Source organism: Rivularia sp. UHCC 0363 (genome assembly GCF_034931125.1).
Lineage (GTDB): Bacteria > Cyanobacteriota > Cyanobacteriia > Cyanobacteriales > Nostocaceae > Rivularia.
Genome location: NZ_JAYGHM010000041.1, coordinates 27,547 through 51,789 on the forward strand (window position 1 = coordinate 27,547; position 24,243 = coordinate 51,789).

The 24,243-nt window shown below is 36.6% G+C and carries 1 pseudogene; it reads right to left on the reverse strand.

Annotated elements, in window-relative coordinates:
- Positions 1-136: 136 nt before the first annotated feature.
- A pseudogene (locus VB797_RS21775) lies at positions 137-24,112 on the reverse strand (putative Ig domain-containing protein); the annotation flags it as partial.
- Positions 24,113-24,243 lie beyond the last annotated feature (131 nt).

Genomic DNA, 24,243 nt, shown 5'->3' on the forward strand with positions numbered 1-24,243 from the left:
ATGTCAAGTTATTACCTGATTGCTCTCCATTTAGAATTCTTTCGAGTTGTGAAAGTTGAACTCTCCAAGTTTCTGGATTTCTCCATTGCTCGGCATTAATTATAGATTGTCTGCTAAAGCCAAGGTCATTCAAAGGATGAGCAATTTCTGTCCACGTTTCATTTGGTCTAAATGGTTCCGGTACATTCGGTGTAATATATGTTTCTACACTTGCGTTGTTAGTTGTTACATCTGCAACGTCTAAACCTGGCTGGTCAAGGATTAAAATAGTTTTCCATGTCCATTCAGGAGTGTTAATTCCTCTATTATGAAGCGTTGAATAGTCAGCATCTCTATTTCCCCAGTTGAAAACACTGCTGACAGCTTCACGTTCTTGATTGTCTACACCCTGCTCAAATTTTTGACCATAACCACCAGCGTAAATATAAAGTTCTTTTCCTTGTTCTGAGACTAAATTTGTCACCCGGTTTTCAATATTGTTCCACGCGGATGCTCCAGAGTTACCGCTTTGTGGATTTTCATCGTTGTCATCGTCTTCTTCTGGAGTCGGTTCGTTTTGACCTGGGAAGAAGCGATTGTTATCTACTGCTTGTGGAAGCACATTTGTTGTAATAAAAGTAGCCATATTATCCTTCCTAGACCTTTTTCTATCTCTAGAAGGAATCATATGTCCTTTGTCATATCCTAAACTTCGTTTTGCTGCGTTATTATAGTTTTCTTGTTCTACTTGAGCAAATCCTGATGGTAACTGTGGATCTGGTTTAAACGTTGTTGAACGTGGAACATCTCCTAACCATGACTGATTCAATTGCCAGCCTACCCAATTTGGATTTAAAGTTTCCTTGTTATAAGAAACTGTGTACTGTGGTTTTTCAAGTAACAAGTTTGTTAAATAATTATCACTCCTTAGCTCGGATTTATTATCATTATTAAATGCCCTATCGAATCTTGCTTCAGTTGGGTTTCCAAACTTGAGATGTTCGCTTTGGTAAAATACATCATCTAAGTAAATAGTTGCACCATTATATTCAAATTTTAGCAATACTACTTTGTTGCGATATTTTTCATCTATATCCGCAGTAAATGTTTCAAATCCATCTTCTCCGTAACCAATTTGATTTAAGTCTGCCTCATATGCTGCTGGCGTACCTTTTGCTATATTTGTAGATATATCCTTTATCAAATCAAATTTATCTTTTCCTAATTCTTTGATAAAGACTTTAAGTTTATTACCAGCGCTTGTTGTTGGAGCATGAATATTAAACCGTAATTCTCCCCATTCAGGAACAACAAAAGGATTATGAATGATACGACTCGTTCCACCAGAACCCATCGCTAATGCATAGTTGGAGTCGAGTTGGGTTTCTCCTACTAATTCTCCATGTCTTCCCAATGTGTCAATACGACTCCATTCTACTAGGTGATTTTGTCCGGAGTCATTTCTATTATCCCTGTCATCTGGTGAAAAAGACCAACCTGGAATAAGTTGTAAATTATTCTTATAATCAATTGCATCGAAGTTTCCATTAAATAAAGTAGGTACTGCATAATCTCCTCTCATTCTAGAAAGACTCGTATTATCTTCCCAAACCTCGGTGCGTGCTTGTTGTTTTCTGCCAGTATTATTTTTTGGACGAAGATTAGTTTGATTGCCACTACCTAGCACTGAATGGAACCAACCCGTACCAATACCTTCCCAGGGTGCATTCTCTTCGCCATGCCTAAAACTAGCATTGTTATGGTCGGGGGTATACCATGTTGTAGGATTTGAATTTTCAAAGTTTGCTTCAATATCACCCAATCTACGATAAATTGGCTCTATTTGAGGTTGTTCATTTTTACTAGGTTCAGCAAGTTTGTAAAAATACTCATCGCTGTTAACATTTACTGTACCGGCATACCAGGCTAAAGAACGAAGATGATTGTTTTCATCAGAATTAGTAAAATTAGCTCGGTCAGAAGGACTTAGAGATTTATTGAAATCTGCTTGAGAAAGTCTACTTCCTGATGGTATCTCTGAAGAATTAGAATTTATATTTTGATAATAGTTGTCTGCATAAGTAACGTTATTCCATATTTTTAATTTTGGGTCATGAATGATTTTATTTTCAGTTTGAAAATTTGTTTCTCTATTGGGGTTAAATGCATCAATAGTGGTCATTTGAAGGTCTGGTTTATTCCCACTTGTTCCTCCATCATAAGCATTGGGGAAATAAGTTCCTATACGTTGAATAATTTCACTATTGATAGTTGCACCTTGACTGAAGCCAATAAAATGTAGCGGAGATTTAAATATAGAATTATCTTGGTTCAATCGCACTAATGAAGCAAATAGAGTATCTGCTGCTGCTTCTGCAAAACCAGCATTTTGGTAAGAATTGGGTTTATTTTTTATTGTTTGTGTATTTCTTTCAACAGGGAAATCAGTTACTAAAACCAAAGCTTTACCCTTAGCACCTTTAGGGATATTGTATTCTTTAGTAACAGTATTCTTAGATTGTTTTTCCCAATACCAATCAGCTTTCTGAGAATCATAATGTAATACTAGACCTCTATCGCTATCGTTTCTGGTAACGCTGCTAGCTATACTAAATAATTCATCATCTTTAATTAAAAAGTCAATTTCTGCTTCCGCTTGTTTCTCAAAACCACGATTCAAGATAGTAATACTACTGAATGGTTTAGATAAATCATTCTCATCTGCTTTTGGCAATGGAGTTTCAAATTGTCCATTTGTTATTTCATATGGTGTTGTACTTTCACCAACTGCTCTAACAGCCCAATAATAAGTTTGACCAGCAGTTAAAGTAAGTTCGGAAGGAAGTTTGAAACTATCTTTTCTACCACGAATACTACCTCCTTTCCAAGTCCAAATACCATCACCATTCCAAACAGAGGGTCCTTTAATCCACTTAGCAGTCAGAATACGATTGGGATTATAGTCTTTGTTTGGATTTTGCGATCGCAAATCAGTTATTTCTGTCCAAGTGTCATCTGGTAATAATCCTTGTTCTTCTGGGAAAACACTGACATAAAGGTTAACTTCTTTAATTTCTTCTTTCTTCTCTGGAATAGCGCAAACATCACCATCCTTATGTTTCTCTCCTTCAAAATTCCATGTAAATGTAGGTCTAAGAGTATCTTCCTCACTTACTCCAATCGGATTAACCAAATTTAGTAAAGGTCTAGTAGATGCAACATCCATCCCATAGGAAACTCCAGTAAACAAAGAGCTTGGACCATCACCGTCGAATAAATTTGCAGCAACACCAACTTTACTATTAAGCTCATCGAGCGGCTTTGAATTTAACTCGTTAACATTTTTGTCTCTAACAGTTGCAATCATCTCCTCAACATCAAAGACAAAGGTATTGTTAACACCAGGATATGTAGCGTACAGATATTTATTATCACTGGTAATAGATATATCAGTGGTTAACCCCATTGGAACCTGACGAGTAGCCCCAGCTAACTGCGGATTTTCTCCTAATGGGTCTTTAATAATACCAATATTACTGGCAAATCCGGAACCATCAATACTAGGAATACCTGCGCCGAACATTCTACCGTTTCGACCTGCAACAAAGGCATATTCTTCACTAGTTTCGGAATCACGCATCATGGTAACAGCGACTGCTTCGTTGACATCAAAGCTGTCGTAAATGCTACCTAAGTTTAACTTAGTAAAACTTGTTTTCGCTGCAAACTGGTTAGGGTCACTACTTGTAATTGTTAAAACACCAAATCCTTCAGCATCCCTTGTCCGATTAGTGAAAATCATTTTGTCATCATAAGGAGTAGCAGAAATACCTTCTATCCCAGATTTAGTTTCAATGAAACCAATCTTGTCATGCCATTTATTAGAAGACGGTAGTGTTGGCTTTTTAGGTGCGTCTGAGGGGTTAATGTTAATTACCGCAATTCCACCCTTGCCACTATTCTTACCAACGGAAACAGTAGCGTATAGCTTAGTACCATCACTGTTGATTTCTATTTGACGTATACCATTTGGTGCATCGTCAATTTTGATGGTATCAATATGTTTATTGTGATTAACTGAATTGGGGTTAATATCTAGAACAAAAATCTGTCCGCTGTTGCGGTCGGCAATATATGCGTATTTATTATTAGGATGAACAACGATATCAGTTGGTCTAGCACCAGATGCATTGCGTAATTTAATGCCGTTAACCCCATCTTTATCGGGATTCATATCTAATGCTCGTCTGCCTACTACATCTATTACTGAGACTTCAGCAGAATTTGTTAGCGGTATGTAAGCAAGACTTGCATCGCTGGTAGTACCCACATATCTTGGTATATCTCGCTTATTGGGGTCTCCAATAGGAATAACAGCTTCCAGAAGATTTTCAACACCGTCTTCTTGGACTATTTGTTCCGGATGTAGTGCTTGAACTAACCGAACTACATCACTTAAAGGATTTACGACAATAGCTGTTTCAATACATTGCGGGATAGGAAATGGTACTCTATACGGCTCGTCATATGGAATCGGTAAAGGATCTCGTTTGGGTTTTTGTTTTTCTTCTTGTAAGGGGATAGGTTTCCGTTTTAGATAAATTTGTACGTCTTCATCATGTGGTACGGTGTCAGGTAGACGGAATCGAAGAGATGTGTCGGGTACTTCGATAATAATGTCGTCGAGCGTATAGCTTTCGATTCCATACCGTACATCAATTAATAAATCATTAGAATCAGTTCCAAAATTACGACCATCTACACTTATAAACGCTCCTTCTCCGTCAAAATCTAATGCAACTTTTTCTACTACTAACGCATTATCATTTATTACTGAAGGAGATGGTACTTCAATTACAGTAGTAGGAGTTGTTCTTGATGTAATTTGACCAAGGTTGAGTTGGACACCAGTAGAGGTGGTGTAAGGCAATCCTACTGTAGGAACGCTTCTTACTTCTAATGAAGCCTTTATCTTGTTAAATATTGTGGCCCCAACATATAATCCACCAATTACTGCCGCTCCGAACATAACGCCACCAATCAACGGATGGGCAAACGCCAATGTTGTTAATCCGACAGCGGCTTTTACTGCTATGGGCGCAACAACGTAATTAAATGTTGGAACGGCGATCGCAATAGTGCCTGCTACTTTGGCACCTTGCCAGGGTGGAGAAGAAGTGCGAATCATCCCATCTTCGCCAACAATTCCCGATTCTTCTACCAGCCAGGTAGATTGCAAAGCACCAGTTTCATCCGGGAATTCAGTTTGCCGCATAAAGAAGACTTCTTTACCTACTTCCAAACCGTAAATATTTGGAACTGCTATTTGTGCGGCTACATCTAATGGATTTTCACCAACATTTAATTCAATCGCTCCTGCAAAGGTAAAATTATCATCTGGAAATTCAAGTGTTAAATCATCCTTTGTAATCTGCCTAATACTAACAGATGTATCTTCCTGCAACGCCCCAGGTGCTATCATCACCATCGAACCATCAGCAGCCTGCACCGCACCACCTTCAGTTCCCAAGTTGGCTTCATTCAAGTGCGGAAGCTCCACTCGTACCGGAAGCACATACTCCGCAGCCCCATGAAATACAGTTACATTAGCAACCCCTTCATCAAGCGCAGTAATTAACCCATCTTCAGTTACTTGCAATACATCCGAATTACTAGCAAAGTAGCGAGTTCCCGTAGAAGCATTTCTTAAGTCGGGAGAATCAATTTCACCTTCAATACCAACCAGAATTTGACGTTCTACCCCTTCTACCAGCGTTACCGCTCCTGGGTATACATCTAATCCCTGTGATTCTGCCAATGCTACGTAAAACTCAGCTTCATTAGTAGGAACACCTAAATCCCCAACCCTAACCGCAGTCACCGCTTGAATCCCATTCTTCTCAACTTTTACAATCTCTACCCCATCGCTCAGCCCACTAAGCACTCCATACTGATTAATATCTGCAACCAACCCATTTCCAGAACCAAACGTCAAATAAGAAGCAGGTAAAATAACATCATCTTGATCCTTAAAATCACCAACCACCACCAGTTCAGTACTTTCCCCTTTATCCAACCGTGGACTACGATTAACAATATCCAAATTAATCAAAGGAGCATTACTTACATCAACCCTTATAGTCACCGGAGCAGCAGCACTAAATCCATCATCCGCAATCAAATCAAAGCTTGCTTCATCACCGCTATACCCATCCCCTGGCGTAAATATTACCGACTTCCCATCAGGAGTAAAGCTGACAATTCCATTAGAAGAATCAGCAAGACGGAAGTAAATTGGGTCGCCTTCTGGGTCGGTAGCTAATTTATCTAGCTCAATAAACGCTTGTAAATCAGTGTGAGTAAGAACAGTAGTAGGATTAACTATCGGTGCCCTATTAGCAGCAAAGCCATAATTGCTACCCAAGATTTGCATATCAGCAGCATTTACCACACCATCACGGTTGAAATCGTAGCGAATATTATTACTATTATTAGCGATCGCCATTGCCAACTCCGCACTATCATCACCATCAACAGCACCATTTCCATCCAAATCACCAGCAATTTTAAGAGTGAGGGAGTGAGAGAGGGAGGGAGTGAGGGAAATTAAATTCAACCCAGGATTATCTATTGCAAATAGTGCATAGTTACCATCAGTTGCAACTAGGGTTGATCCTGCAATACTCGGCAATCCACCACCAGTAACTTCCGCGCTTACCAAAACTATCCCCGTGGCGGTGGATTCAATTTCACCTTCTCTCAAACCAAAGGTATATTGTTCAATTTCCCCAGTTGAATTACCATTTACCGTATAACCATTCCACTGAACAACACCACCCAAATCGCGTTGTATGTCGGTGATTTGAGGAGTTTCACCGTATGTAATGGATTCCCCAGCACTTCCAGGATTTCCACTTACAAGAGTAAGCAAGGAATCGTTGTAACCGTAGCGGGTTACTTTCCCTGTAGAAAGATTCCTAACAGCAACTAAATTACCATCTTGATAATCGTAAACAACCTTCGTCCCATCAGGAGCAATTATTTCCTTTAAGAATCCTTGCTCGTTATTGACAAATTGCACCGTTTCCCCAGTTGAAGAGGTAATTCCGCTGTCGCTGTAAACCAAACTAATTCCATCTGCAATCTGCTCGGTAATTCCTTTCTTACTATCAATTAAATATTGGGTTCCGTCAGCAGCAGTTAAAGTAAATTTTGCTCCGTTAAAATCCCCACTCGCCGGGTTATAAGCAAAACCAGTATTTAATTCGTAGAAGCGATTTCCAGCTAAGGTTAAGTTAGCGATCGCTGAATCCAATCTATACTCAACTCCAGCATCCGCAACCCATTGAGGAGAATAATAAGTTAAACCAGAAATTTCTTGTTTTTGAGGAGCAAAGGTAAATCCGACACGCTCCCCAGTTGGAGTATTTAGATAAAGTCTCGTTCCCACACGGTAGGGTTCATAAACTCCCAACTCTTCCCTACCAGTCAACGCAACATTGGTTTGAATATTAGTATCTGTACTAAATCTCCAAGTGTTGTCTAAGGAATTATAAGTGCGAGTGAAGTTGAGAGGGAGTGAGGAGAAGGTATACGTAAGATCGGTTTCTTCGCGGGTATAAGCGGACGTTTTCGTGGTACTATTAATTTCAACAACGGTTTCTGTAGTAGAAGTACGTCCGCTGATATCGGTTGCAGTTAATCGTAATTGGTAGAACCCGTTATTTATTTTATTCGGGTCAATTTGTGCAAGAATATTTTCGTTTACTGTATTCTCACCTTGAGCGATCGCCTTAAAGGATGTTTCCCCAAAGCTTGCTATTTCCAACTTCCAACTATCGAGATTAACGTCAGATACCTCACCAAAGATATCGGTAATTTCACTTATCCGACTGGCATTAACAGCAGAATCTAATTCAACAATCGGAGCGTTGTTATCAAGGGGATTGCGTACCTTAATTACCGTAGAATTCCTACCAACCCTACCATCCGCATCAGTAGCAATTGCTTCCACAAAAACTTTTCCAGCAGTAGTAGGAATAAACTCGAATCTACCAAACCTATCGAGTATTTTCGTTTCCCCATCAACTTTAACGGCAAGATTATCAATTTCAGCAAAACCATCAGCAAAAGTTGTGACGATAACACTTTGATTCGGAGTGACAGCAAAGGAAGGAGTTAAATCAAGATTTACAGTTGGATTTTCTGGATTTAAAGCAACTTTAACTAAAACGTTTTCTGTAACTGTAGATATTCCATCGCTAACCGAGAAATTAATGCTGTAATCATCAACTTGCCCAGGATTTGGTGTCCATTTAAATTCACCAGTTTCTGTATTTAACGTCGCACCTTCTGGTAAAATATCGGCAGAATAGGTTAATTGTGCCTTCTCATCGGGATCGAAACCATTTAGCGTAAAGTTAAGAGTTTCACCAAGAGCAACACCACGGTTAGAAACTTTTAATTGTGGATTGCGGTTGCTATCGGTAATTAAGATATCAACATCTCGTTTACCAATTGCTCCGCCAGCATCACTGACTTCAAAAGTTAACTTATATTGTGCGCTTTGGGCGTAAGTAGGTTTCCAGATGAAATCTCCGGTGCGCGTGTCGAATGTAGCGCCTTCGGGGAGATTGGTAATTGGGGAGAATACAACTCCTTCAACATCGTAATCAACTGCACTTAAATTAAATCGTAAAAATTCGTTTTCTCTAGCAATTTGAGTGGGAAGGGGAACAATTACTGGTGCGCGATTAGTATTTTCTACTTCAATCGAGAAGGTTTTTTCGCTTTGCTTATTTCCATCAGTAGCGATGATGGTGATATTTTCGTAAATTCCTGCTTGGGAGTAATCTGGTTTCCAGGTTAATTTACCAGTTTTTGCATCGAGAGAAGCATTTTGTGGAAGATTTTTAGCTAGATAGGTAATCGTATCGTTGTCGGAATCAGTGGCAGTTAATTGCAATTCAAAAGTTTCTGCTTCTTTAACTGTAAGAATTCCCTCTGGAGACAAGTTAGGAATTGGGTTTAATTGAGGAGCAGTATTGCTATTACGAACATTTATATTAAAAGTTTGCTCCGAGCTAAATATCTCATCACCATTACCATTTCCACTATCCGTTACTCGAATCGTAACAGGATAGGTTTTATCTAAAATACCTTCATCCGCTGCCAATAATTTCCACTCAAACGAAGCTTTACCGTATCTACCTGTAGGAGTAAGCGTAATACCCGATGGTAAATCTTCCTTATTAACAATTTCAAAAGTTAAATCATCTTGATTATTATCCTTAACCAGCACATCAAACTTGAGAGTTTCCCCAACAACCGCTACCTTGTCACCAATATATTCAATTTGCGGTGCGTCGTTATTACCTAAAACATTGATATTAAAAGTTTTTTCCGTATAAAGCGGGGTTTCTGAATCTGTACGATTAATTTCTTCTGCAATTAACGTAAAGGTGTAGCTACCGCTAATATCCTTATCGGAAGGAGAAATATTTAGTGTAGCTTTACCATCACCGTTATCAACAAAATCTATAAAATCGGGAATTCCAAAACCAGCTTCTCTTTCCCTAACTAAATTTAAGCTTAGATTATCATCTTCAGCATCGGTAACTTCAATCGTGACTTGTTGAGTTTCTCCCTTATTTAAAGAAATATTTTCAAAAGAGGCAATTTCCGGTGCGCGGTTGGTATTGTAAACGGTGATAGGTATGGTTATAGATGTAGAAGCGTTAAATCCAGTACCATCTCCATCGTCAGTTGCACTAAAGGTAACTTCTTTATAACCAGCATCTTCAAAATCTGGTTTCCAACTAAAGATTGCGGTGTCTTTATCAAAGGTTGCACCTTGTGGAAGATTGGAAACTGTATAATTAACAGTTGGCAAACTACCTTCCAAAATAGTTAAATCACCATCGGCATTTTTTTCTTGAGGTACAAAGTCGGGATTATCGGCATCGTAAGCAAAAGCTCTGAATCTTAATTGCTCTCCTTCTTGTACGTACCATTTTCCTATATCCTCAAATACAGGAGCAGCATTGGCATTTAAGACAGTTATTTTAGCATTTTGAGTTACTATTGATTCCCCATCGCTGACAATAAACGGAATTTCAAACTCTCCAGCTTGGAAAAATCCGGGTTTCCATTCAAATAATCCCGTCAAAGGATCTAATTTTGAACCTCCGGGGAGTAATTTACTGCTATATGTAAGATTATCGCCTTCTGCATCGTTAGCTTTTAATTGAATTCTGACACTTTCCCCTTCTCTAACTATCTTGGAAGGAATTGTCTTAAATGTAGGAAGTTGATTTGTTGCTTCTACTAAGAAGGTAGCTGTTTGAGTTATGCGCTCATTACCATCAGTAACAACGAAAGTTACATTTTCGTAGATACCAGCGCTGTTATTACCAGGAGTCCAAGTTAATATAGCAGTTTTTGCATCAAATACAGCACCAGGGGGAAGATTATCTGCCCAATATGTCAGTTTATCGTTATCTAAATCCGTTGCCGCTATTTGTATTTGTAGAGTTTGTGCTTCTTTGGCGTTAATTAGGAGTGAGGGAGTGAGGGAGGGAGAGAGTGAGGGAGAGTTTTGGGTAGTAACCGTTGCTCCGGTGATTGCAGAAATGTTGTTAAATACAGGTTTGTTATTTCCACCAGTGACATTGATGATAAATTCTTGCTTGCTGTAACCACCGCGTTTGTCAAAGACGTAAATTTCAACTTTGGAATTTACCGCGCTTTCTTCAGTTGGATTCCATGTAATTAAACCATTTTCCGAGACTGACATTCCATCTGGAGCATTTTCTAGTAGATAACCAAATTCCACACCATCGGAATCACTAGCTTGAATTTGATAATTATATTCCGTATTGGCGATCGCCTCAACAACAGGATTGGAAGTAATAGTTGGTGCAGCGTTGGGATATGGTAGTGTATAAATTCCTGGTGCAAGCTCTACTCTATAAGCATCTGGATTAAATACAGTAATGGTACGATTGGTAATCGATTCACCAGCTTTTAAAGTGCCGTTATCTAAACTATCTTGTAAATCAACTAGGAAAGCACCGTCGCGATTTTGACCAATTGCACCAATAACTTCACCGTTAAAATACTGTGCTGGATCTAAAACCAACATTAACGGCAATTGTAAATCTATTGCGGATGTATTGGTAATGGTAACGTCATAAGAGACGGTTTGATTTTGTCTGTTGGAGCGTGGATTATCAAATTTGAATTCTACTTTATCGCTAAAGTTGGAAATTGCGGTAAATTGTGCGTTATAACCGCTTTCCATTTTCAACCCAGCACTACTTTCCAAGCTAGGTAAAATACTAATTTTATGCTCACCTGCATCAATACCGTTAAATTCCAATAACGCAGTGCGGTTGATTTTATCGTATCTAACTGACAGCGGGTTAACGATATTTCCAGCAAAATCTATTAATTGATAGTTATTGGGATTGAATACAGAATTTTCATCATGGATATCACCTTCAAACATATCGGTGTCGAAGGTAATGCTTATTTTACCTTGCGGTAAAGCAACTGTGGAACCAGGTGCTGGAAAAACAGCTTTAACATCGGGAGATAATACCGGATTGAAGATATCAATTTGATTGCTTTGAGCTACCAATACTTTTCCATCGGGGGTGGTTTCTACAATTTCTCCACGACTTCCACCTTCAGCAATTGTTATGGATTCCAAACTCGCGGTGTCTACCATATGTAGTTTACCGCTGTTGTCGGAAACAAATATTATGTCTTCTAATTGAGTACCTATTTCACCAAAAGCAATTGAGTCAATGGGAGAATCATACTCCACCATCAACGTTGCTTTCCCATCTTCTGAGAAGCTGATTACATTTCCACGTTTTGGATAAGTAGTAGCCCATAACTTACCATCACGAGGATTAATTGCTAAATTATCAACTCGAATATCGCTGTAATGCTCAAACTCTTCCGTCTCCGAATTAAATACCTCTATTCCATTACCGGAAGCAACATAAATTAAATTATCCGAAGAATTAATTGCTAAACCAGTAGTAATACTGTCACCATACTCCTTGATTATTTCCCCAGTTTGTGGATCGAGTTTTATTAAAGAAGCACCACCAGTAACACCCCATAAGAAGCCATCTTTATCTAAAGCTAAATCGAAGACAGGGTATTTAAGGATTGCAAACGGGTTTGAAGATCCTCCACCTTCCCTATCAAAGCGGTATAGGGAACCACGATTGCTACCACCACTAGCTATAACATCACCATTATCCATGACGGCGATCGCCATTGCACCAATTTCACCATGACTTTGCTGTATATTGGTTGCAAAGGATTGTGCTGTAAATGGACGCAATACCTTATCAAATTCGGGTTTATTATTATCTGAGAGGTTGGTTGGTATTTCCGCTTTCCTTGCTTCGATAAATAATTCGTTTGTCGAAGGTATATCTATTTTTGGTGTACGAATAATTTCCGGTTGACTGGTTTCGGTGACGGTTGGTATAGTACCCAAGTTGACGGTTGAACCATCTGACGGTGCGTTAATTCCTAATAATGGTTGCTCTGTATTTCCTGCATTATCTGTAGCGAGTGCGAGGAATTCATAGGTACTGTTTTCGTTACCGCTAAATACAGCTTCGGTATCGGTGGTTTGCCGCTGCCAAATCTTAAAGTCGCCACCGTTTTCCGCTACATATACCGTAACGTGTTTAATTCCAGAGCCAGCTTCATCATCCAACGGTTTCCAACTTACTAAATAGTTTTCACTACCTTCTACTTGTTGTAGAGAATCATAATTTGAATTATCGCTATTAACTTCTTCACCCAAAGGTTTTACGTTAATCGTCGTACCCGGTGCTTCCCCATCAGCGATATTAATTGCTTCTGCGGTGTCGATAGGTGCGGCATTATTATAGAAAACCCTAGCACTAGAGTTTATTGCAGCACCCGTTGCAATATCAGCAGAAGGCAATACTGTATAGGAAACAAAACCACTACCAATATTTTCTTCGGTGTTGGGTAATAACAAACCAATATCTGGATTTTGAATGATTTCTCCAGTTTTGACATCGATTGCTTGGATTAACCAGCTAACGGTATTAGTTTCTGGCTCTAAACCAGCACTGATTCGTAAATTGAATCCTTTGCTCTTGCTAAAATCAAACTCCTCTTGCAAGAAAGCACGTCCTGTGGGAACATTTACTTCAATGTCTCCCAATCGTAAACCACCTAATTGGAAGGTACGAGGATCTAAATCTTGATCAAGTTTTGTAACGATTCGGATTTCCCCTACTGCTGATGTGGAAGTGGAGGAAGTTTCAAAGTTTATCGTGTATGGTAATTGTGCATCTAATGGGATAAAATTATCTTCACCATAACCAATTGGTCCTGTAATTGACGCTAATTCGTTATTTACACTATCTGTATTAAAGAATTTATCAAAAGATGGACGAGGTACTTCAACGGTTGGTGGTAAATCTACTCTTGCTTTCTTGAAAGGTACGTAAACGTTAAATGCGCTCGTGTGAGTAACTTGAGTTAATTTTTTATCAAATTTACTTAAATCTGGAATTCTAGCATCTGTTTCTCTATCAGGTTTGTGTCCGTACCATTCTCTTACTTTACTAAAGAAAGAAACTAAACCCCCATCCGTCAAAATTGTATCACCAGCTGACCCCAATAATAAACCACTTGCTAAAGTTGCCATCAAGCTGATAACTTTAGTATTTTCTCGAATTGGTGGAATACCATCTTCTGGGCGTAGCAACCCTGCTGATTCTAAAGCTGCTAAATAGGAATTTGTCCAAGTTTCTTTATTAGATGCAAGATTTACTAAAGCTGTTGATGCTTCGTTATCGTTAAGGATAGCTGTTCGTAATTTCAACGCTTCTGAAGTCTGCTCGGCGATAAATTCATCCCGATTCATTACCGTAGCTGTTGCTAAGATATTAAATTTAAACGCTATCTCTTCATCACTAATACTTTCGAGTAAATCTGGATTTATTTCTAATAATTCTTTTAATCCAGGATAAGTATGAACGTTGAAAGTACTACCGACATATCCAGCATTTGGTAAATCTACCACATAACCAGGTGCAAGAATTCTACCGTCGGTATTAACGTCAGATATTAAAGAAGCCCAAGGTACATCATCTGATAATTTGGCATCTGGTTCACCACGCAGATTTGAGGTAAATTGCACGTATGGCAATCCTTTTAAATCCTTCCGTTGGGAATCAGGAACTAGAAAATCTGATAGTAAACTTAGTTTTTTATTTTCTCCTAATTCCGGAACACCAAATTGGAAGTGAACGTAAGGAGTATCAATATTAGTTAAACTTTCTAAAGACACACCATAGGTTCCCACTTCTCCTGGTGCTATAATTCTTGGTCCCCCTAAACCAATTCTGACATCTTGCTCGATCGCTCTTTCTACTAAATAACGGTAAGGTAATACTGCTTCTTCCCCATCTGCATTAATTACTTTAACGTCATATAAACCGTGAGGAGCGTTAGTGAGGTCAAAGATTGCTTGGATATGAGTGTTATCTACGACTTTATAGTTTACAGGAATATATTCTGCAATGCCAGGTCTGACAAGCTTTACAACCGCTTTGTCGTTAAATTGCGCTCCGTAGATATTAGTAGTGACGTAGCGGCTATCACCACCTCTATCGGTAACTACATCTGTAACTCCAAACGGTAATTCCTCTGCAATTAAATTTACGTTACCAGAATTACCATTCACTGTACGAACTAAAACGTAATATTTTCCATCTTCAGTATTAGATACGGTTGCTGTTTGTTTATCTCCAATGATTCCAGTAGAAGCTGCATCGTAATCTACCCCAGAAGGTGCTTCGTTATATCGGACAAATATTTCGTTAAAAGCAGCTTCTTCACCGTTTAAGGTAATACGTAAGGTTTGATTTGCTTGTACATCTATTTCGTAAAGTCTTTCCTGCTCTTTTCCTAAGCTGATATTTTCTTCAAGTACGTTTAACTGTAATGATTCAGCATTAATTTCAAGTTGATTGGAAGCGAGTACAACATTATTCTTTTCACCAATACCAAAACCTTCCCAAACTTGATTATAAACATCGTTGCGAATAATAATACGATAATCGTTGGTGGGGGTTAAAGCAGGAAGGAAAGTTGTAATTTTTGCTTCGTAATCGGAATTTCCTGCAAGTCCTTTATTGTATTGGTAATATCCTAATAATGTGTCGTTGATATCCCAATTATTATCTTTGGAAAGGTAAACAGCATCCGACCAATTTACAGAAGTAGTATTTTCGCTGTTATTATTTACCTTCCAGCTAATTTCTACTTCATCCCCTACATTTCCACTTCTGACAATACTTCCTTGATTTTTAACAGTAATACTGTCATTTTGAACAACTAAATCAACTTCTTTGGGACGTTCGATAATTAAAGCTTGGTCGCTATGTTTATCGTTATTATTTTCATTTTCTCCTTCGTAAACTTTTCCGCGTACATTTGTTTTTGTTGGATCGGTAACAACAAAGACGTAATATGAAGCGCTGTCAAATTCTACGTTGTTGTATAATCCAGCTAGATTTAAAGGTATTTGCAGGGTTTCGTTTTCAACGGTATAACTTTCTCCTGCTTTTAAACCACCTTTATGTTCTACGTACTTTAAGAAAATATCTTTATTTAAATCAAGGTATTTGTCACGGGATAGATAAATTAGATCGGTCCATTCTTGTTGTGTTTCGGGGGTATCACCTTCGTCATCAACGTTTGTGACTGTGTAGTCAATAGTGAAAGATTGTCCTGCTAAAGATGTTGAATTATCTGCATTTATTATTACCTCTGTTACCTGTAAATCTGCTGATGGTCGTAAGGTAACTGGTAGGGAGATTGATGCAATATTGTTGTCTTCGTCATCGAATTCCGGTACTCTTGCTAATCTGCGATCAACAGCTTCAAAACCAATATTAGGAACAATTGGAGTTTCTACTAAATTAGAATCGGTAAATACTAATAGTTGATAATCACCGTCGATTCCTTCTGGTAAGGTGATTGTAGCCTTACCTTGATAGCTACCGTTTATTTGTAAACTACCCTTGCGACGATATTTTCCTAAATAAACATCACTTCTATCTAAAGAACCATCTTGGGAAAGATAAATTCTATCGTACCATTCGTTTTCTCTTGTATCTCTGGTTCCATTGTTGATTACATCCCAGGTTACTTCAATTGTTTCTCCAGATTGAATTCCGTTAATATCATCAATTTCTGAATATTTAACGTTGGAAATTTGTAAATCAGCTTCTCGATAAGTAACGTTGATAGAAGTTTTATTTAAATTATTGCTGGTGTCTTCATGAACCCGATATTCAAAGCTTTTTCTCTTTGAATCGTTATCTCCATATTCTGGTAAACTACCACTGAATCGAGAGGTATTTTTATCGTGACTGAGATTGGTGCTGACGTGGATGTAATATTCCCCATCGTAACCGGGTGGTAAAACAACTTCCGTACTATTAGTGTAAATATCTCCTTTACCAAATTGCTCTGTAGGGCTATAAGGAACAAAACCTATTTTTGTTAAAGTAGCGTTGCGATCGCTAAAATCTTCTTTATCGGAAATCCAAATTTCATCATACCAGTAGCGGGTACCTTCCCAAACAGGTGCGCCATTATTTCTTACTGTCCACTCAATTTTAGTCGCATCCCCGGAATAATTATTATTATTATCTGCTTCTATGGGTTTAACTTCAATCCCAATTACTTCTAAATCGCTAGGAGTGGTAGTAATATCTTGCTGTAAATCCTTTTCATTATTATTAGTGTAAACACTTTCCCAAACTTGTTGACCAGCGTTGGTTTTAATAATGATATATTTACCTTGGACACCAGGAGATAATACAGTTTCTAATTCTCCGGTATAACCTTCTCTAGCATTTAATTTACCGTTGCGTTCATATCTTCCTATTTTCCATTCTTTAGCGTCTTTTTCTCCTAAAGTTGGTTTATCAGAAATGTATACTTCGTCGTACCAATAATCTTCCGTGGTTCCTATTTCGGTGTTATTCTTAACTTCCCAAGTTACTTTAAATAGTTCTCCTGCTTTAGGATTGGGAATTTCTTCTATATTTATATTAAATACTTCTAAATCTGGTGATGGTTGTAATTTAACTAAAATTGGTCTTGATGAGAAGTTGTTAAAATCAATTTCGTTTTCTGGATTAGTTGAAGAGTTATTATTTGTAGGAACGGAATTATCGAAATTAGAATTATTACTAAAAGTGTCTTCGGTGACTTCTTCGTTAGAATCCGACCATACGGTTATGTAATAATTACCGCTGACTTGATTTGGAATAGTTACTGTTACTTCGTTTTCATAATAGTTGATAACATCAATGCTATCATTTGAAGTTTGTAATCCACCATTACGAGTAAAATTATCTAATAATATATCACCTAGTTCTGCTTGGGGTCGTCGATTTGGCTCGGTAGTTAACCAAACGCTATCTGTCCATCTATCTCTATCTGTTTCTTCTACACCTTGATTAGTTACTTTGTAGCTTACTTTTATTTCCGAACCTTCAAATGCTTCGTTAATTACTTTTACGTCACTGGTAACTAAATCTGATGGTTTTAATGATTCAATTTGTACCTTTTGAAATAATTTATTACTTTCATCTTTGGGATATTCATCTATTTGATTATTAGCATCTGCTTGAACGATTATATATGCTTCACTACGAAGATATTTAGGGATATCAAAGCTTTCCGTGACGACGGTACGATAACTGTCTTTAGCATCAGGAATATTGCTGCTGGTATTCGTATTTAATGCTTCTAGCGCTGCACCATTAACAAAGCTACCAATTAAAATATCGTCGTTACTAATTTCTCCATCAAGTGATAAAAATACTTTATCTGTCCAAGTACCAGTTGCTGCTACTGTTCCTCTATTAACTACTGTAAATTCAATCGAATTTTTTGGAATTGTATTTCCTGCTGCTAAAATATCTGGGACTTTAATGGTGTCTAATTCTATTTGTAAATCGGGACGGTCTGGTAAACTAATTAATAATTCTGACTCTGAATTATTTTTATTATTGTTATCAATAGGTTCAAATAGAGATTTAGTAGTATTGGTTTCAACTACTATCTTATAACTACCTTCAATTCTTCGATTAAGCTTAAATTCTTCAGTCCGTTTATAGTTTTTACCAGCTTCTAAAGTTCCTTGATAAGCAAAGCTTCCTAAATAACGAGTAGTAGGATTAGTTACTCCAACTTCTTCAAGATATATTTTATCTACCCAACTACCAATAGCATCTGCGTTTGTACTTTGATTTTCTATTTCCCAGGTAACATCAATTTTCTCACCAGCTGTTGCTGTGGTAACTGCTGTAATTTCTCCAACTGTTAAATCGGGAGATGGACTGGGGGTAATTGCTATTTGATTGTGTTTATTATTTTTACTGTTGTTGTTATCATAAATTGATTCGTATAAACTGCTGTTATCTCCTGTGGTGACTTCAAAGTAATAACTATCTGCTTTTAATCCCAAGGGAAGTTCTACGTCTACTGTTCGAGTATATGTGTTTTTACCATCTTCATTAGATAATGTACCTATACGGTCATATCTTTGACTAAATACTGAATTACCTTGTGAATCGTATAAAACAACGCTGTCGCTCCAGGAGTTGGTGTTGGTGACGGTTATTCCATCGTTTTTAACCGTCCAGGTAAGTTTTACGGTTTCTCCGGTTTCTGCTGTTGTGACTTCAGTTTCAACTTTTTCAACGATTAAATCTGAATATTCTTTAGGTGCTACGAAGAATGGTTTTTCTGCTACATTAAAGTTATTATCCTTAAGTCCGTTTTCAAAGATTGAGGAGAATCCTGTTTCTACGTAAAGGTTGTATTTACCTTCAAATCCTGAAGGTAATTGAATGTCTTCCGATCTAAAGTAATATGAGGTGTCTGGATTGGAAGAGTCTGCATCTAAGAAACCTGTGTGGTTGAAAGTTGCAATTACTATATCGTCGCTGTTACCAATTTTATCGTCTGTTGATGCAATTATGCGGTCTACCCATTGATCGGTTTTTCCTGCTCCGGTGCCTATATTGGTTACTTTCCAACCTACGTTTATTGTTGCAGGATTACCAATTGTGTCTTCTGTGACTGTGATGTCAGATACTGCTAAGTCTGCGTATTCGGCTAGTTCTATTTGCAGCTTTTGATGGACGGTGTTTTCTTCTGCGTCGTTTGTAGCGTTTAGTTCACCAATATTATTTGTAGCGTCGGTGACTACGTATAGATATCTTTCTCCGCTGATATCTAATGGTAAATCTATTTCTGCATCTTTTGAATAGCTTTGTTTATCAGTTAATCCGGTGTCGTGTTGGATTGTTTTGATTAAATCGCGATCGCTATAGGAGAAATTTTCTGGTGAATCGGTTGATAAGTAAATTTTGTCTACCCAGGTTCCAGATGTTGCTGAGCTTCCGTTGTTGGTTACTTCATATCTTAGGGTTATTTTATCACCGGAGGTTGGATTTGTATCTACTTCAATTATTTTTGGAGTTAAGTCAACGCGACCTATGGTTAGTTTACCAGTTGATACTCCTTGATTGTTGTTTTCAAAGGTTCCTTCGTATATGTCATCCCTTTCGTCTGTGACGATGATAACTCTATAATCACCGTCTGCTATGTCTGATGGTAAATTAACTTTATGATTGATAATTCCATGCTTATCAAGAGACGCTATTGTTGCGGTGTAAGAAACGGTGTCTAATGGTATAGCATCATTCAAAGAATAACCATCTACAGAAGAATAATTCTTCTCTGCTATCAAATAGATTTTATCAATCCAGCTACCGTTAACTGTTGTTTCTGTATCGCTGTTGTAAACATTCCAACTAATTTTAATTTCTTCAGATGGTTTACCTGTTTCAGAAACTTGAACATCATCAACTGTTAAATCGGGTATTGGTGGTAAAGATAAATAAATAGCTTTACTGGTACTAATATTATTTCCTTCGTTTGATTCAAAAGTAGTGTCGTTAATATCGGTTTCAACGAAGATGTAATACTCACTTTCTTTCCATTCAATACCAGAAGGTAGTGTTACAGATGCGCTGCGTGGAAGAATGCTATTACCTGTGATGGAAGAATAGTTACTATCAACTGCATTTACAGGTTGTAGCAAAAAATATTTATTAGGATTGTATTTAGCATCTTCGTCTGTAGAAAGCCAAATACGTTCATTTCCTGCTGCTGCGTCTGCTTTGCCAGTGTTTTCTATTTCCCAACTTAATTCTATAGTTTCACCAAATTCTGCGGTACTTACTCCATTTAATGATTCTACTTTTAAGTCTGGTGCTATTACTTCAATCGGTATTTTAACAACATTATTATCTTCATCAGTTTCAATTTGATTATTATTAGTGTCTGTGACAACTAAAATATTGTAATTACCTATTGAATTTGGTAAAGTAACTTTTTCTGTAAATGTATAGCTTTCACCGGGTTGTAAAGGAGTTTTTTCTGCTGCTGATTTTACGACTACTGGTATATCAGATTCCTTTATGTTGTCGTTAGTGGAAATATAAATCGAATCAGACCAATCAGCTAATGCTTGAGCGTTTTCGCTTGTATTTGTAACCGTCCAAGTAACTTCTATTTCTTCACCGATAACTGCTGTTTTATTAAATGGTTTGACTGATATTTCTAAGTCTGGAATTAATTGAGACGAAGTTAGAAAAATAGGTCTGGTAATAAAATTATTACTTTCGTCAGATTCTTTGAATTTATCTTCTGTATCAGTTTCAAAAATTAGATTATAACTACCATCTCTCAATTGAGATGTGATTAAATTAGGAGTTTCTAATGTAGTTTTTAAAGTATATTTAACGTTATTACTAAAATTATCGAAAACTTGAATATAATATTCACCTTTATAATCAGAATCCGTAAAAGTATAAGAAAGTTGATAAATTTCATTCCAAGGTTCATTGCTTGCAGACCACCAATTTTGTTTTGTGCGTAGATTTAAGTATATATTGCTGATATCACTTTCTTCACGAGGTAATATATCAACTACAATTTTATCCCCAGGTGAAGCGTAAAACTTGAAATAATCTTGGTCAAAATTATTTTCATTATTTGTGTTACCGTTTATTTCTGCAACATAAGTATCTACTGTAGTTAACTCAAAATTAGGTGATATATCATTAGCAGTTGCAATTCTATTGTTACCATCGCTTCCTTCAACTTCATTATTCAATGCTTCTTTTAAGGGAATTGATATTGAAATATTATTGTTAGGATAAGAAGAGCCAGAATTTACAGATGTTGATTCATTATATTCTTTTGTAAATAACAAAGTGTCATCTTCGCTTATGACTTCATCCTTAGAAATCCAAATTCTATCAGTCCAAGAACCATTGATATCCGCAGTACCAATATTATCTACTTTCCAATCGATTTCTATATTATCGCCTATTAAAGCCGTAGATTGTATATCAACTGGTACTATTTTAAAATCAGGGTATTTTACTTCAATCTGTTTTACAAAGTAATTATCTTCTTTAGTCTCTATTAGATTGTTTTGACTATCTGCTACAAATATTAAATATGGGTTTTTCCCTAAATCATTGGTAATAGTAACTGATTTACCAAGGTTATATGTTTCTCCGATTCCTAAAGGTAATTCACCTGATGGTATCCAAACTGAACGAAGTAAAATATCTTCACTTTCATTAAATTCTTGGTCTTTTGATAAATAAATGCTGTCATACCATCCAAAAGCAGCATCCATACTTTCTCGATTTATACCATCCCAGGAAACATTAAATGGTTGGTAATAAACAATATCCTCACCGTCATTGATATTAACGTCATAAATTTCTAAATTAGGCTTACCAGTAGAAGTAGTAAGAGTATAATCTCCTGTCTCACCTTTATTCTCGCTGGTAACTCTTACAAAATATTCTACACCGTCTTCAGGAATTAAAAATGCTTGAGAATCAAAAGACTCAAATGTATCTATATATTTATCATAACCAAGCTGGTATATTTTCTTATTATCATCTTCTGATTCTTTAATACTATATTTTGATTTGTCAATACTATATACTTCTAAATAAGGATTAAAATCATCTGATGTTGGTTTTAAATCAAGTTTGACCGTATTACCAATTGTTAGATTCGCTAATCGATATTCATCAACAAATTTACCTTCTTGATTAGGATGGAAAATATCATCTGTATCTAAACCACCTGTTTTAATAGTATTTATAACTGAAATATTTTCTAAGACTTCTGTAGTAAGACTATAATCTCCTATTTTTCCATCTTCAGTTGTACTTACCCATGCCATATAATTAGTATTTGCTTCTGGTGCAAATACTATACGTGCATTATAATTATAATTTTCATCAATAAATTTAGTTGATTCTTTATCGAAAAAATGAATTACTTCTTGAGTATCTAAATTTATAATTTCTAAATTAGGATTAAAATCTTTGGATGATACATTAAGTGCAACAATCTGACCTTCTTTTGAATCATTAAATAAATAATTGTCAAGGAATCGAGATGGTTCAACAAGATTGCGTAAATCTTTGTCATCTAATTCACCATTTATACTTTTTGTTAAGGATATATTTGGAGTTTCTTTGACATTTAAGCTGTATGTATATTCTTCTGATGAGTCAAACTCATATCCTTTTAGCAAACCACCAACACGAATCGCGTAATTAATATCTTTTTGAGGAGTAAAAGTTATTTGTTGAAAGTCAAAACCATAACCTTTACCACTTAATTCTCCTCCTAAAAATTCTCCAGTATCTATATTAATAAGTTCTATGCTAGTATATAAATCATCATAAAAATCTTTACTTCCGATAGTGATAGTTTTATCAACTTCTAAGCCATTTAACTTATAAAAATCAACTTTATGCTCGTTAGATTCGTATATTACTGTAATATCTTCTTGGTTAAATCCACCTTCAATAATTTTATTATCGACTAAACGCTCATTTACTGAAATCTCTCGTAAATTTTCATCCTTGACATCTAAAGTATAATTTATACCATCGTAATTATCATTGTAAATTCTTACTAAATAATTAGTATCTGATGCTGGAATGAAAACTAAACTTGCATTATTTTCATCGTCATAACTAATTTCTTCTTTAATAAGAACTTCTAAGGTATTTGCATCAATAATTTCTATATTAGTACTCTCTTCAGAAGAATATATATCAAGTCGAACTAAAGAGCCTACTTTTAAGTTTTGTAATCGATAATAATCATTAGTATATTTGTATTCTGAAGACGAAACTGAAATAATTTCTTCATCTTTTGGAGAAACTAAACGCGGTGAAGTAGCTTTAACTGTATAGCTTCCAAGTTGATTCTCAGAATAGCTGATAACCCTTACCCCATAGTTAATATCAGGAGAAGCTGCAAAGGTTATGCTAGAAAAATTATTATTAATTGAATCTTTAATAATTTCTTGAGTATCTTCATTAAAAACTTGTACATATATTCCATACTCATCTGAACTAATTTCAAGCTTGATTAAATTATTATTTGTCGAAGTTGTCAGTGAATATTCGTCAATAAAGTTTTCAACATCTGCTTGTTTTCTATCTGCTTCATCAAGTACACCTGATATCTCCCCACCATCAATGACTAAATTATTATCTTCAGTCTGACTTTGACTAAACTTCAACGGAGCAGCAACTGTTTCTGCACCACTATTACTCAAAGAATCAAACGCAGAAAAGTTAACCTTAGTCCCATCCCCTGTTTCTCCTGTCAGAAAATCCGCTCCATCAACATTACTACGATAAGGAACTGGGGGAATATATGGCTGCTGATTAAATAATGTAGGCTGCTCAAATCGATTTACAGTGGTATTTTCTTCGTCGTTGCTACCACTTTCAGCACCATTCTTCTTAGTTAAACTTTCTAATTCTTTTTCTACTGGTTCTGCACCGCTAGCAGTTTCTTTAATCTCTTTAGATACACCAAGCAATGAACTAGAATCATCTAAAGGTGCGCCCAAATTAGCGCTATCAATTAAAGATTCTCCCAATCCACCGTTGTTAAAGATATCAGAACCAGCCATTTTATTACCCCGGTATTAAAAAATTGTTTTAGATGATTAAAAAAGTTTTATAATCAGCAGATATGAAGAATATTTTCTTCATGTGATTTAAGGACACGAGTCTTTTTCGCGTCCAATCAAATATGTTTTTC